This window comes from Actinoplanes xinjiangensis (genome assembly GCF_003148685.1).
Lineage (GTDB): Bacteria > Actinomycetota > Actinomycetes > Mycobacteriales > Micromonosporaceae > Actinoplanes > Actinoplanes xinjiangensis.
Genome location: NZ_QGGR01000030.1, coordinates 54,781 through 69,600 on the forward strand (window position 1 = coordinate 54,781; position 14,820 = coordinate 69,600).

General features: G+C 69.3%; 8 protein-coding genes and 1 pseudogene. 3 read left to right on the forward strand and 6 right to left on the reverse strand.

Annotation, left to right across the window (positions count from 1 at the left end; all coding sequences use genetic code 11):
• Positions 1–27: 27 nt before the first annotated feature.
• The 6 genes from eccCa to BC793_RS40525 form a co-directional block, all read right to left on the reverse strand.
• Complete coding sequence (eccCa, locus tag BC793_RS40500) at positions 28–3,987, reverse strand: type VII secretion protein EccCa (protein ID WP_109601927.1); 3,960 nt, start codon at positions 3,985–3,987, stop codon at positions 28–30.
• Positions 3,984–4,385, reverse strand: a complete 402-nt coding sequence (locus BC793_RS40505; RefSeq protein WP_109601956.1) for a hypothetical protein — start codon at positions 4,383–4,385, stop codon at positions 3,984–3,986. Before BC793_RS40505 ends, eccCa begins: the two co-directional genes overlap by 4 nt.
• Before the next feature lie 2 nt (positions 4,386–4,387).
• The gene (locus tag BC793_RS49975; RefSeq protein ID WP_158319521.1) at positions 4,388–7,945 is read right to left on the reverse strand and encodes a hypothetical protein; all 3,558 of its coding nucleotides are present in this window, start codon (positions 7,943–7,945) and stop codon (positions 4,388–4,390) included.
• 72 nt (positions 7,946–8,017) lie between these two features.
• On the reverse strand, positions 8,018–8,854 hold the full coding sequence (locus BC793_RS40515) for a hypothetical protein (protein ID WP_109601957.1): 837 nt from the start codon (positions 8,852–8,854) through the stop codon (positions 8,018–8,020).
• A gap of 138 nt (positions 8,855–8,992) precedes the next feature.
• Positions 8,993–9,295 (reverse strand): WXG100 family type VII secretion target, encoded by a 303-nt coding sequence (locus tag BC793_RS40520; RefSeq protein ID WP_109601928.1) that lies wholly within the window; start codon positions 9,293–9,295, stop codon positions 8,993–8,995.
• Positions 9,296–9,337: 42 nt separating this feature from the next.
• Positions 9,338–9,658, reverse strand: coding sequence for a WXG100 family type VII secretion target (locus BC793_RS40525; RefSeq protein WP_109601958.1), 321 nt, complete (start codon positions 9,656–9,658; stop codon positions 9,338–9,340).
• 264 nt (positions 9,659–9,922) lie between these two features.
• Here BC793_RS40525 and BC793_RS40530 point away from each other — a divergent pair, with 264 nt between their 5' ends.
• The 3 genes and pseudogenes from BC793_RS40530 to BC793_RS49980 all read left to right on the forward strand — a co-directional run.
• Positions 9,923–10,339, forward strand: coding sequence for a YbaB/EbfC family nucleoid-associated protein (locus BC793_RS40530; protein WP_109601959.1), 417 nt, complete (start codon positions 9,923–9,925; stop codon positions 10,337–10,339).
• Entirely contained in the window at positions 10,336–11,337 is a 1,002-nt protein-coding gene (locus BC793_RS40535; RefSeq protein ID WP_109601929.1) for a WXG100 family type VII secretion target, read from the forward strand. Before BC793_RS40530 ends, BC793_RS40535 begins: the two co-directional genes overlap by 4 nt.
• A gap of 23 nt (positions 11,338–11,360) precedes the next feature.
• Positions 11,361–14,820: pseudogene (locus BC793_RS49980) on the forward strand (hypothetical protein); the annotation flags it as partial.

Sequence of the window (14,820 nt, forward strand, 5' to 3'; positions counted from 1 at the left end):
CCTTTCTCATGGGACCGTGTCCGGCCCTCACGGGGCCGTGTCCGATACGAAACCGGTCTGCATCAGGCGCACGCCCCGGCGGGTGACCAGCTGCGCCCGGCCCGGCGGCAACTGCCGGGGTTTCGCCTCACCGAGGAACTTGCCCTCCTCCTTGGGGTAGGAGAAGAGCATCGCGGGGGTGCCGAGCTCCCACATCCGCCGGATCACCGGGTCCATCATCGCCCGCATCGCGCCGGAGGTGCTCCGCGCGATGATCAGGTGCAGGCCGATGTACATGCCCTGGGCCAGCAGCGGAAGCACCGGGTCGAGCGCCGAGCCCATGCCGGTGCCCTTCGACATCAGGTCGTAGTCGTCGACGATGACGAAGAGCTCCGGGCCCTCCCACCAGTCCCGTTTACGCATCCGCTCGGAGGAGATGTCCGCGCCGGGCATCCGCTTGTTCATCGAGACCGAGGTCTGGCCGGCCAGCTCGTACATCTTGTCGCCGGTGAAGGCGAACCCCACCTGATAGGCGGCGTCGATCGCGGTGTCCAGGTCCCGGCGGGAGTCGCCGAGCACCACCTTGGCCTGATCCGGCTGATAGCGCTGCTGGATGGCCTGCAGCACGAGGCGGAGCATGTTGGTCTTGCCGGTCTCGCTGTCCCCGAAGACCAGCATGTGCGGGGTGGCCATGAAGTCGTGCCAGACCGGGGCGAGCCGCTGCTCGTCCAGGCCGATGACCATCTTGAACTCCGGCTCCGGCGCCGGCAACCGGTCGGCCATCAGGTGAGCCGGCAGCATCCGTACCGGCGGCGCCACCGGGCCGGGCCAGAAGGTGCCGATCTCCTCGACCACCGCCTTGGTCGCCTCGGCCAGGTCGGTGACCTCGGAGCTGCCGTCCATCCGCGGCAGCGCGGAGAGGAAGTGCAGAGCGCCGTCGGTCAGACCACGGCCGACCTGGTTGGGCACGGTCTGGGCCTTGCGGTTGCCGTGTTCGGACTCCATCGAGTCACCGAGCCGCAACTCCAGTTTGGTGCCGAGCAGGTCCCGCATCCAGGTGCGCATCTCCGACCAGCGGGTGGCGGTGACGATGACGTGCACACCGAACGACAGGCCGCGCGAGGCGAGCTCCTGGAACTTCTGCTCCAGGTCCTGGAAGTCCTGCTTCATCGTGTACCAGCCGTCGATGACCAGGAAGACGTGGCCGAAGTTGTCCTCGATCACACCCTCGGCCACCCGGGCCAGGTAGGTGGCCATCGAGTCGAGCCCGTGGGCGGCGAACTCCGCCTCACGCCGCTCCATGACCTGAAGGACCTCTTCGACGGTACGGACCACACGATCGCGTTCCATCCGCGTCGCGATCGACCCCACGTGCGGCAGACCGGAGATCGACGACAGACCACCACCGCCGAAGTCCAGCCCGTAGAACTGGACCTCCCGCGGGGTGTTGGCCAGCGACAGCGCCAGGATGAGGCTGCGCAGCAGGGTCGACTTGCCGCTCTGCGGCGCGCCCGCGATCCCGACGTGCCCGTCGGCGCCGTTCAGGTCGACGAACAGCAGTTCCCGCAGCTGCTCGGCGGGCCGGTCGACGATGCCGACCGGGACCCGGAGACCACCACGGAGGTACGGGTCGTCGATGGTCATGCCCCGATCCGGATCGGGCACCACGCTCGGCAGCAGCGAATCGAGGCTGGGCGCGTTGGACAGCGGCGGCAGCCAGACCTGGCGGGCCGGCGGTCCGGAACCCGCGAGCCGGTCCAGCAGCACCTCGACCAGGCTCGGCCCGTTGGCGTTCGCGGGCGTCTCCTGCTCGGGCTCCGCCGGGCGTTCCTGGCCGGGGTCGTGGCGGACCGCGACCTGCCGGGTGGTGAACGGCACCACGTCGGCGGGCAGACCGTCGGCGGTCTCCACACTGCCGCTCTCCCGGCCGCTGCCGGTGTACGAGCCGGACACGTACGCCGCCTTGAACCGCACCAGATTGGTGGTATCGATCTTGAGGTAGCCGTTGCCGGGCTCGGGAGGCAGCTCGTACGCCGCGCCCACGCCGATGACCGAACGGGACTCCATCGACGAGAAGGTCCGCAGTGCCAGCCGGTAGGACAGGTGACCCTCGACGCGGTTGATCCGGCCCTCGTCGAGACGCTGCGAGGCCAGCAGCAGGTGTACGCCGAGCGACCGGCCCAGACGTCCGATGGAGACGAACAGGTCCATGAACTCGGCCTTGCTGGACAGCAGCTCGCTGAACTCGTCGACGATGATCAGCAGCACCGGGAAGGGCACCAGCTGAGCGCCGTTGCCACGGGCCTTCTCGTAGTCGAACAGTGACGCGTACCCGCTGGCCCGCAGCATCTCCTGGCGCCGGGTCATCTCACCGTTGAGCGCATCCTGCATGCGGTCGACCAGCGGCAGCTCGTCGGCCAGGTTGGTGATGACCGCCGAGGTGTGCGGCAGCTTCTCCATGCCGATGAAGGTGGCGCCACCCTTGAAGTCGACCAGCACCAGGTTGAGGATCTCCGAGCTGTGCGTCGCGGCCAGACCGCAGACGAGCGTACGGAGCAGCTCCGACTTGCCGGAGCCGGTGGCGCCGATCAGCAGGCCGTGCGGTCCCATGCCGCCCTGCGCCGACTCCTTGAGGTCGAGTTCGATGACCTCGCGTTCCTCGGTGACACCGATCGGCACCGTCAGACGGTTGCGCTGTGGCGTCCGGGTACGCCAGAGCGCCTGGACGTCGAAGGTCTTCGCGTCGCGGATCCCGAGCAGGGTGGTCAGTTCGAAGCTGGTCTCCAGCGGCTCGTCGGAGACCTCCAGGGTGCCGCTGGTCCGTTTCGGCGCGATGATCCGGGCCAGGGTCTCGCACTGGACGTCGTCCAGGCTGTCCCGCTGCGCCGAACCGGTGGTGGCGCCGGCCGGGAACTCGACCACGTCGTCCTTGACGGTGAGCCGCAGCACCTTGGGCCCGCCGGGCATCGCACCGGTGAGGTCGAGGAGCACCACGTTACGGATACCGGCGCCGAGCAACCGGGAGCTGTCCGGCAGGTCGACCAGGTGGGCGATGATCACGACGAGCGGCTCGGTGGATGTCGGCCGTACGTTCTTGTCGTGGTCGCCGCGGTCGGTGACCTCGGTTCCGAGCATGTCCATCAGCGCATCGTGGGTGCCGGCGAACATCCGCACCGGCCCGGCCGCGTCGAACGCGGTCGGGTGCGCGTTGTGCGGCAACCACTTGATCCACTCCCAGGGGCCACGGTGGACCTCGGCGGCCAGCACCGCGATCCGCAGCTCGTCCGGGGCGTGGAAGGTCGCCAGCTGGGCCACCATGGCGCGGGCCAGATCGATCGCCGGGTCGATCGCGCCCTCGAACTCGATGCTGGTGAAACTGGTCAGGCCGACCGAGGTGGGAATGCCGGCAACCGTCTGGTACGCCTCGGAGAAGCGCCGCAGCGAGATCGAGGACAGCGGCTCCAGGTCCTCGATCGGCTTGGTCGACGGCGGGCTGAACTTCAGCATCGCCTTCTGCCGGCCCAGGCCGATCCGGACCCGGCCGAAGTCGTCATGGCTGGGCCTGCGCTCCCAGAGCCGGCTGCCCATGGCGATCGACCAGAGCCAGCTGGGCTGGGGGTTGTTCCAGAGCACGAACCGGCGCTGCTGGTCGGCCGCCTCCCGGGCCTGCTTGCGCAGCTGGCCGATGTAGCGGAGGAAGTCCCGGCGCTCGCCACGCATCTTGCGCTTGCGCTCGGCAGCCGCCCGGCCGATCTGCATGACACCCATGAGCAGCATGCCACCGGCCATGGCGCCACCCATGACGTACATCACCGGGGTCCGGTTGTAGAGGCCGAACATGGCGAGCATCGCGCCCATGCCGAGACCCATCGGCACGACCATCGCGAACGAACGGAAGTCGAGCGGGGCCTCCTCCGCCATCAGCGGCGGCTCCTGCAGCTCGACGGAGCCCTCCGGCGCCTCGGGGCCGGCCGCGCGGGGTGGGCGCTTGACCGTGACGGTGCTCATCCGAGCATCCCCGAGTCGTCGCCGTTACCGCCCCAGGCGGTGTTCTCCTGGCGCAGCAGCTTCACCGAGTACCGGTCGTTGCGGTACCGCTCGGCCACCTTGACGTCGTCGTCCTCGTCGGCTTCCCGCTTCTTCTCCTTCTGCCGGGCTTCTTCCTCTTCCTTGCGGAGACGCTCCTGCTCGGCCCAGTACGCCCTCGCCCGCTCGGTCTGCTCCTCCTCGGCCTTCGCCAGCGACTTCATGAACTCGGCGTCGCTGACCCCCTCCTCGCCACAGGTACGCATCCTGTCCCGGTCGGCGCTGAAGAAGTCGGGCACGCCACCGGCCGCGGGAGCCGGCGCCTTCGGCGGAGCGACCCTCCGCCACACGGCCCGTGGGGGTTGCGGGGTCTCGGACATGGTCACCTTTCCGTACCGTCGTCGGACGGCTTGTCACCGATCAGCCAATCCGAGTCACTGACGTCGTCCCATCCCGACATGTCGTCGGGTTCGTCGTCCGGCCGGACAAGCGGAACGTAGTCGTCGCCCACCAGTCGCGGACGCTCAGTGCCGTCGTCACCCCAGACGGCGCCGTCCGCACGCAGCAGCTCGGCGTGGTCCGGGCGGCTCTGCTGCTCGCGTTCGCCGTCGCGATCGGATCGCCGGGGGACTGTACCGTTCCGGTCCTCACCGGCGAGAGCGGCGCCCGCTCTGCCGAGCCCCGCGGCGAGGCCCACTCCGGCCGCCCCGCCGGCAGCCACACCGGGCACCACGACGACGACCTCTTCCTCCGTCTCGGCCACCGCGACGACGCCGGGTTTCTTCGGGATCGTGTCGGCCGGGCTCCCGCCGGCCGGCTGACCTGCCGGGCCGCCCTGTCCCGGTTGTCCGGGCGCGCCGGCCTGGCCTGTCGTGGCGGACTGGGCTGATGTGCCCGACGGAGCTGCCGGGCCGGACTGGCCGGTCGGCGCCGACGTGCCCGGTGGCGCCACCTGACCGGCAGGGCCGGACGGGCCGGCCGGTCCAGGAGCACCGATGATCACCGGAGCGACCGGGGCGACCTCGCCCACGGCTGCCTGGCCGGCCGGCAGCTCCACAACAGGTGCACCCGGAAGGTCCACAGAGGTCGGAAGATCGACCGCCACGGGTGGCGGCGGAAGATCCACCGGTGGCGCGACAGTCTCCGGGGGCCCCACGGCCTCAGGAATCGCCGTTCCGGGAACGGGCGCATCCGGTACCGGCACCCCCGGCGCTGTCACGTCCGGCACCGTCACGTCCGGAACCGTCACGTCCGGAACCGTCACGTCCGGAACCGCCACGTCCGGAACCGCCACGTCCGGCACCGCCACGTCCGGCACCGCCACGTCCGGCACCGCCACGTCCGTAATGTCCGGTGCGCCGATGTCGGGCACACCGAGAACCGCGCTGTAGTCCACCGGCACGCTCAGATCCGGCACGCTCAGGTCCGGAACCGGCGCCGTAGAGGCCTCCAGGCCCGCACCGCCGGCCGCGGTCCCGCCGTCGGATCCCGGTGTCCCGTCCGCCGGGCCGGGCCGCGACCAGTCCGTCGCATCCTGTTCCACGAGAGCGGACGCGTCGGTCGGTCCAGGGGGCGTGGCGTCACCCGGCGCATTGCTGCCCGGGAGGCCCGGCATGGGCGGCATGCCACCGACCCCGGCGGGGGCCGCGGCAGGCGTCTCGGCGCCGGTCGCCGGACTCTCCCACGAGGGCACGTCGACAGTGGCCGGCACCTCGACGGAGGCGTCCGCTCCCGTCGGCCCGGTTCCGGCGGCGGACCAGCCCGGCGTCTCCAGGCCGGCGCCGCCCGCGCCCGCGCCCACCGGCGCCTCGGGCATCCCCGATCCTGAAGCACCCGAAGGCTTCCAGTCACCGGCGTCCGCGCCGATCAGCCCCGAGGACTCCGGCGATTCCGGGACGCCACTCCCCGGTGTACCTCCGCCCGGCGCGCCCGGCGAACCCGGCACGCCCGCACCCGGCATCCCCGCGCCCGGCAGTCCCGCCCCGGGTGTGCCCGCAACCGGCACGGTCGTGCCGGGGGAGGTCTCCACCTGCGGCTTCACACCGGCCGACGGGAAGTCCGGGCCGCCCGGAGCGGTGACGCCCGAGAGGCCGTCACCACCGGGTACCGCACCGCCGAGGCCATCCGGAAGACCCACCTCGGGTACGGCCGGCTTCCAGTCGGAGCCGTCACCCTCGACCAGCCCCTTGGAGTCGGGTGCGTCGGGAAGACCCGACCCGCCACCGGCACCAGCACCCGCCGGACCCCCACCCGGCATACCCGGCATCATCGGCGGCTGGAAACCACTCCCACCCACACCCGGCGAAGCACCCGACGCCGAACCCGGACCCTCCACACCACCGAACGACGGCGGCCGCCAATCAGAGGCATCCCCCTCGACCAGCCCCTTCGAATCCGGCGCCTCAGGAACACCCGACCCACCACCGCCACCAGCACCCGCCGGACCCCCACCCGGCATACCCGGCATCATCGGCGGCTGGAAACCACTCCCACCCACACCCGGCGAAGCACCACCCGGCGAGGCCGGGATGTCCACACCGGTGATCCCGCCGGGTTTGAAGTCCTCGTCGCCACCGAGCAGTCCGTTCGAATCCGGGGTCTCGGGAAGGCCGACGCCGCCGCCCCCGCCCGTGCCACCGCCACCCGGAGAGTTGAATCCGGGGATGCTCGGCGCGTTGAACCCGGGGCCACCGCCGCCGGCGGCTCCACCACCGCCGGGAGTCAAGCCTCCGAACTCGCCCGGCCCGGTGAACGCCGGTGGCTTCACCGAACCGCCGCCGGAGCCGCCGTTGTTGTTGCCGTTCGAGGGCGGCTTGATGACCGGCGGGATGACCGCGGCGTTGCCGAGGCCACCGCCGGACCCGGCCGGGCCGTTGATGGCCGGCGCCTCGAAACCGGGAAGACCGGTTCCGGTACCGCCACCCGTACCGCCGGGCCGGGGGCCACCGATCTCCCCCGGTCCCTTGAACACCGGCGGGGTGACACCGCCCGGCCCGCCGTTGAGACCGGGCGTCGTGATACCGGCCAGGTTCGGGGTGGTGACGCCGGCGAGGTTGGGCGTCGTGATGCTGTTGAGGTTCGGTGTGGTGACCCCGCCGATGTTGGGCGTCGTGAACACCGGAGTCGTCAGCGACTGGGTGGTGAAGGCGACCGTGGTCAGGTTGGGCGTCGTCATGTTCGGCATGGTCGGCGTGGTGATGGCCGACGTGGGCATGGTCACCCCGGATGTCGCCGCCTTGTCGGTGGTCATCTTGTACTGGGTGGCCACCGTGTCGACGACCTGGGCCATCTGCTGGGCCATCGGCTTCTCGTACTCGGTGCCACTGATCGGAACCGGTCCGGGCTTGTCACCGACGCCGTTCTGCGAGGCGATCGTCGCCCAGGCGCGGTCCAGATAGGAGATGGTCTGCTGCGCCCACGACAGATAGTTGGCGGCATCGTAGAGCTGCGACGGCAACGAGTTGAGGTTGGTCGAGGAGTTGATGGCGTTGGCGGGCGTGTCGGAGTGTGGGATCGAACCGCCGGCCAGGTGCTCGGCCTGCTTGCCCAGCAGATCGGCGTAGAAGTTCATCTTGTCCTGGAAGGCGGTGGCGGCCGGGCCCTTCCAGGCCTTGTCGTCGCCGATCATCGACTTCGTCGCGGACCGGATGGTCTGCTCCAGCCAGATCAACAGGTCCTGCGTCGCCTGGAAGGCACGCGCGGCCTCGACGACGGACGCCACGCTGACCCGGCCGGCCGCGTAGTTCGCGCCCGCATCGGTGGTGATCGCCGCACCGCCGTTGACGGCGGCCTCGAGCTTCCGCCACCCGCGGGTCTCGGTCGCCCAGGTCTTGTAGTCGTACAGATCCCCGACCGGGATCACCTTCGGCGGGAATGTGGATGCCGACTCCGACGGGTCGTTCCACCCGTCGAGCTTGCTGTCACCGAGACCGTTGCCCATTACCTGTCCTCAATGCGAGCACTACCCAAGCGGCTTCGAGCGCCCGGAAACCCCTGAGACCGTACGACGTCGCTAGTTGCCGTCGGTCTTGACGGTCTTCGTCCCGTAGGTGCCGAGGCCGTCGAGGCCCTTGAACGACTCGCCCATGATCTCGTTGAGCTTGTCGTTGGTGAGCTTGTTGAGCTCCTCGAGGTTCCGGTAGTCACCGGCCATCTTCAGCAGGGCGTCCGCCACCGCGATGAGGGACGTGTTCATGTTGACCAGCATGTCCTTCATGTCGCCCTTGACGCCGCCGTCCTGTGCCGTCGCCCCGACGATCGCCTGCCGCAGCACCTCGGCCCGCGCGAAACCACCCGGCTTCGGGTCCACCAGATTGAGCTGGTCCACCGTAGAGAGCAGGACGTTGCCCGGTCCGGTGATCTTCTGGAGCACCTCCTTCGCGAACCACTCCAGCGCGGCGGTGTTGACCGCCACGCCCTTGGTCGCGGCCGCGTCGCCCTTGAACCCGTTGATGGCGGGCGGCTTGAATCCCGAACCCGTCGGAGTCTTGGTCTCGTCGATCCAGTCGGACTGAGTGTTGAAGGCCGGCGGCTTCACGTTCGAGGGGTCAGTGATCTGCCCCTTGTAGTCGCTGACCAGCTTCTTCCAGCCGTTGGTGTCGGTGATGTTCGAGGTGTACCAGTCGCGGGCCTCGATCCACTCCGGATGCTCGGCCCGGACCGAGTCCTTCCACTTGTCGTAGTCGACACCGGTGCGGCTGTTCGAGTGCTTGTTGTAGTACGCCATCCAGGAGTCGTACGCCGCCTGGGTGGTGCCGGCCGGATAGCCCTTGGCCTCATCGTGTGTGGAATAGGCGTGCATCGCGGTGATTGCTTCTTGGTTCGGGTAACCCCAGTCGATACTTGCCATGTCGTTCACTCCACTCGCTCTTCGGCGTACGGATCAGAGGCGGGAAAGCCCGGCGGCCCGGGTCGTCGAGCTCACCGGGCCGGGTTCGGGCAGCTGGGGCTGCCGCGCCCGGGAGGCGCGGCAGCCACGCGACGTGGCTCAGCCGCCGCGGACGTCGTTCCAGATCATCGCGTGGCGCTGCTCGGTGGTGCCGTAGTTGTCCGAGATGGTCAGCAGCGTCTGCCGCGCCTGGTCGAGGTAGAGGACCATGTTGTCGGCCGCGTTGTTCCAGGCGAGTTTCGAGACGGCGTACTGGTCCCGGGCGGCACCGCTCCAGTCCTTGAGGCTGGCCTCGACCGTCGCCTCCATCTCGTCGAGGGAGGTCTGGATCTTCTTGTTGATGTTGTTCATGTCGGTCAGAACGGCGTCTGCCTGCACGAAGTCGAAGGTGTAGTTGGACATGTCAGTCCTTTCTGGGTGTCAGGGAGGTCAGACTTCGCCGGTTCAGAAACCGGGCAGGGCGGCGCCGAACGACTGCGCCACGCTGGCGGCGTCGCTCTCGGCGGTCTGGTAGCCCTTGGTGGTGACACCCATGACCTCGAGCATCTTGAGAAGCTCGTTGATGACCTGCTGGAACGAGTTCTCCCAGTTGTCCATCGCCTGGTTGAAGCTCCTGGACGCGTCACCGGTCCAGGAGGCGAGCAGGATGGCCATCTGGCCGTTCACCGCGCGCAGATCACCGGTGAACAGGGTCGCCTTGTCGGAAAACTCCTGGGCAGCCCTCTGCATACCCGGTTCGGTAGTACTAACGGCAGGCATCGACACGGCCGGACTCCTCACGTCGCGAACTTGGCAGTGAAGAGTTGATCGAAGGACGGAACCCGCCGACAACTCCGTTGCGGCCTCGATGTCCGAATGTCGCCGAACATTGCACGGCAGCGCCCCCGGTCCCGCGGCCACGCGCCGAAAGCCGGGAAGACCGGTTGCACTTTCAGGCACGAAGGGACGGGCACGGTTCCGATGGCCGTCATGAGGATCTTCACTGGACCCGGCGTCTTTCAGACGGCGACGTCCAAGGAGTGGTCCGGGTTGAACTACAGCGAACGCATCGAAAGCCTGTTCCAGGAATACGAGAAGCAGCGCAGCAGCCTCACCGAGATGCAGGCGAAGATGAGCGCCCTCTCGGCCACCGCCGTGTCTCCGCGCCGGGAGGTCAGCGTCACCGTGGGCCAGAACGGTGTGCTGACCGACATCCAGTTCCCGTCCTCCGCTCACAAACGGCTGACCACCGCCGACCTCACCAAGATGATCATGGAGACGTACGCGGAGGCGAAGGACCAGGTGATGAACCAGGCGGCCGCGGTGCTCGCGCCGATGCTGCCCGACGGTCTCGACGCCCAGAAGCTCGTCCGCGGTCAGGCCGGCGCCGACGCGTTCCTGCCCGCACAGCCCCGCATGGTGACCAGTGTGCGGGAGCTCCTCAACCGGGGGACGGGCGAAGCATGATCAACAACAATCCCGGCGGCCGGCTCTGGGTCGACCCGGACGGCGTCGAGGGACTCGGTCAGGCCTACCAGGGGCACGTCGAGCTGTACGACACCTACCTGGCTCAACTGACCGCCCTGCGATCCCGGTACGCCAACGCGTGGGGTGACGACGACATGGGCGAGCAGTTCTCCACCAAGTTCCTCGAAGGCATGGACAACCTCGAGGCGATCATCGGCGGGGTCAAGGGCACGCTGGCGTACACCGCCCAGGGCCTGACCCAGAGTGCCATCGCGTACCGGGAAGCCGACGATGCCGCCGCCGAGGTCGGGCACAAGATGGCCAAGAACTTCGAGACCCTCGGGCAACCGTTGTACGCGGCGTCCACCAGCGAGGGGACGGCGACCCCCCTCCAGCCCGCCCGCCTGGCCAAGCAGCACGCGGTCCGGGCCAGAGTCGCCGATCCCGAGATCGAGCCGGGCAAGCCTCTGGCCATGCGGGCGATGACCGTCCACGAACGGGCCGCCACCGAGAGCATCCCGGCCCTGCCGCTGGAGGGCACGAGACGTCAGCCCGCCGAGAGGAACGTCGCCTACGCCTCCCGCCGGCCGCTCGAGGAGCCGGCCGAGAGCGAGTACACGGCGATGGAGCCCACCCAGGCGTACGCGACGATCCCCGCGCAACCGGCCATGCCTGCCATCTCGTCGATGTTCATGAAGCCGGAGTACGCGACAGCTCACGTCGGCGGCCAGGCGCTACCCGCGGGCTATCAGCTGATCTCACTGAACACGTTCGAGGACGGCAGCACCCGGGTCGACGCGAACCTCTACGACTCGGTCACCCCGCTGGCCGGGACGACCGTCACCACCCCGGAGGGCACCGTCATCGACCCGGGCCGCGGACAGTTCTTCGTCGTCAAGGAGAACCCGAACGTCGACCCGACCGTGCCCGGTTACGAACCGCTGGTGCTGAGCTACGCCCCGGACGGCACACCCACCCCGATCATCCCCGGCTTCTGAGCCACTGACCCGCCCCGCCGGACATGCCCGACTTCCACATTCCCAACGACCCGCAGTGGCAGTGGGCGTACGACCTGATCCTCGTCACCACCGGTGGCGAGTTCCCGAAGGCCGACCCCGCCGCTCTGCGGGCCATGGGCGACGAGCTGTACCAGCTCAGCAGCACCATCCTGAACGGGATGGGCGCCACCGCCAACCTCGGTTACGGGCTGGCCGGCAGCCTGCAGGGCCCGGCGATGGACGCGTTCCAGCACTTCCAGGTCGGCATCACCAAGAACGTCCCGGCGGGCGGCAACATCTCGCTGGCTCTGGGCGGGTCGGCCTACAACTTCGCGCTCGACTCCGAGAACACCCAGTACAACATCATCATCGCGGCCTTCACCCAGGTCGTCGAGATCGCCATCGCGATGGCCTCGGGCTTCGGTGCGGCGGCCGTTCCCGCTCTGATCAAGATCGGGCAGGAAATCGTTCAGACGCTGATCGATTTCTTCCGTCAGCGTCTCCAGAACATGCTGATGCGGCTCGCCTGGGACGCATTCCAGGAAGGCCTCGAGGAACTGTGGCAGAGCGCCGCGGCGGGCCTGACCCAGATCGCCGAGGGCAACACCGATACCTTGAAATACAAGGAACTGCTGCTGTCCTTCGCCGGCGGCGCCTTCATCGGCGGCGGCGTCAGCGGCTTCCAGATGATCGGTGGGAAGTTCTTCCCGAAGATCAATAACAATGTGGTCTCCCGGGAAACCCTGTCGGCGGCCGCCGAAACGTTCCTGGAAGGCCTGTTCACCATGATGGTGGGCGGGGGCGGCTTCAATCCGTGGGCCACCATGAGCTCGTCGCTGATCGGCGGATTCGCCCACCACTACGCGACGGAGATCGGCAACAGCTACGGCCCCGGCGCCCACCAGCTACCGCCGCCCGGCACCGGCAACCCCCTCGACACTCCCACCGTCAACACACCCCCACCGGCCGGCGTGGACGGACCGGACATCCCGACGGGCGGCGGCTCACCGGTCGACGCGGGCGCCGGAGGCGGGGGCCCGCAGACGGGCCCCGGAGTTCAGGGCGGTGCCCCGCAGACCGGAGGCGGTTCACCCGGGGGCGGCGGTCAGACCGGCGGCAGCACCGGAAACACCGGCGAGGGCGCGAGCGGCGGGCCCGGAACCGGCGGCGGCGTGGGTGGTGGCGCAGGAACCGGCGCGGGCACAGGTGTCGGCACGGGAACCGGAACGGGCGTTGGTACCGGAACCGGCGTGGGCACCGGCGTCGGCACCGGAACCGGCGTGGGTACCGGGACCGGTGTCGGCACCGGCGTTGGTACTGGAACCGGCGTGGGCGGCGGGACCGGTTCAGGTGTCGACACAGGGGCCGGCAATCCGACCGGCACAGGTAACCCGACGGGCACGGGTGCCCAGAGTGGTGTCGGTAGTCAAGCCGGCACGGGCGATCCCGCAGGTGTCGGTACCCCGACCGGCACCGGAATCCCGAACACCACCGGCAACCAGACTGAGATCGGCCCCGGGACCCAAACCGGCAGCGGAACACAACCAGGAGCCGGAATCCCACCGGGAGCCGGAACCCAGACCGGCACCCCGGCACCCGGAAGTGCCCCGGCCGCGGGAAGTTCCACCGGCGTCGCCGTTTCCCAGGACGGTGGCCTGCCCGGTTTCGAGACTTCGTCTCCCGGCGGCTCCCCCTCGGCACAGCCCTCCACCAGCCCGGCTCCCGGTACTACCTCAACGGGCACGCCGTCAACGGACACACCTTCGACGGGCACGCCCCCGGCAAACGCACCAGTAACCGCGTCCCCTTCGACAAACGCTCCCGCAACCAGCGCCCCCACGACCGGCACGCCGGTGGCGGCAACGCCTTCGCCAAACGCTCCCGCCACCAGCGGACCCACAACCGGCACGCCAACCACCAACACACCCCCAACGGGAACGCCGACGGCCAACACGCCATCGACGAGCGCTCCCTCCACCGGGACTCCGTCGGCTAACACGCCGGTGACGGCCCAGCCAGCCCCTCCGACCGCCGATGTCACCGACTCGACGCCGACGTCGGTGCCGTCCCCCGTGACGCAGACGCCGACCACGCAGACACCGTCGCCGAACGTCGCGCCCTCCACATCCCCGACACCGTCCGGCCCGGGCCAGACGACTCAGACGCCCGGTGTCCAGATTCCCGGCGCTCAAGCGCCGAGCGTCCAGACGCCGACCATGCAGGCCCCGACCGCGTCATCCCCGAACTCTCAGACACCGTCGACTCCGCCCGGCACACAGCAATCCCAGGCTCAGACCTCGCCGGCGACGGCGGCCGATCGTTCGGTGCCTCCTTCGGCGCAGGGTCCGATCAGCGGCATCACCGTCGATGTCGCCCTCGCGGACACGCCCACGACGAACACGGCGGTCGCGCCGCCCGCCGTACCGGCGACGCAGTCCCCCGCCACGCAGATCCCGTCGGCCCAGAATCCCACCGCAACCCCCGGCAATCCGCCGGGCCAGACTCCCACCGCAACCCCCGGCAATCCGGAGAGGTCCACCGCCCAGACCCCTCCGCCCGGCATCCCCGCGGCGACCTATCCCGGGGCAGCGGAGCCGTTCACTGTCGAGGTCGCGGGCCCGGACGTCGACAGCGACACCGACTCGATCTTCAGCGACGACAGCGACACCGACTCGATCTTCAGCCGGGCGGATTCCGACGTCGATTCCGACACCGAGTCCCTGTTCGATGACGACGCGACCGAGACCGGCACCGAGGTCAAACCCGACCCCCTACCGGCTCCCCTACCGCCGGTCGGGGTGCACACTCCGTCGCAGGCTCCCCGGCGTGCCGCCCCGGTTCCGTCGGGTTCGCGTCCCTCGACCACGCCGATGCGGGAGGTTCTGGGGAACCGGGGTGGCCGGCCGTTCCAGAACGCGCAGAACACCTACCAGTTCAAGCAGGTCGGCACCCCGGTCACCGTCGGGCAACTCGGCCCACGCAACACCGAGACCGCCGACAAACCGGCCTACCTCGCCACGGTTCCCGTCGTCCCGGGCGACAACCTCAACGACATCATCACCACCTACACCCAAGGCTTCCGCCCCGGCACCGCCGACGGCCGATTCGGACTCGTCATCGGCGTCAACGGCTTCACCCGCAACTACTCCGACACCGACATCCAGAACACGATCGACCAGATCCGCAACCTCAACCCACCGTTCCCCGTCACCGTCATCGGCTTCTCCTGGAACAACACCCGCATCGCACCCGGCGACAACCCCGGCCAGGACACCATCCCGTACGCCGCCATCCGCGAAACCCTCATCCGGCACCCACAATCCGAACAACTACTCCAGGACCTCCAAGACCAAGCCGGCGACAACCCCACCTTCATCCACACCGGCGACGCCGACGTCGCCTCCATGACCAACCTGTTCAACAACGCCGACACCGCCATCACCGACCGCCCCGACATCCAGATCATCAGCGGCGGCTACACCC

Coding starts and splice junctions, on each gene's coding strand:
- eccCa (WP_109601927.1), bottom strand. CDS start 3,987: ATGAGCACCGTCACGGTCAAGCGCCCACCCCGCGCGGCCGGCCCCGAG.
- BC793_RS40505 (WP_109601956.1), bottom strand. CDS start 4,385: ATGTCCGAGACCCCGCAACCCCCACGGGCCGTGTGGCGGAGGGTCGCT.
- BC793_RS49975 (WP_158319521.1), bottom strand. CDS start 7,945: ATGGGCAACGGTCTCGGTGACAGCAAGCTCGACGGGTGGAACGACCCG.
- BC793_RS40515 (WP_109601957.1), bottom strand. CDS start 8,854: ATGGCAAGTATCGACTGGGGTTACCCGAACCAAGAAGCAATCACCGCG.
- BC793_RS40520 (WP_109601928.1), bottom strand. CDS start 9,295: ATGTCCAACTACACCTTCGACTTCGTGCAGGCAGACGCCGTTCTGACC.
- BC793_RS40535 (WP_109601929.1), top strand. CDS start 10,336: ATGATCAACAACAATCCCGGCGGCCGGCTCTGGGTCGACCCGGACGGC.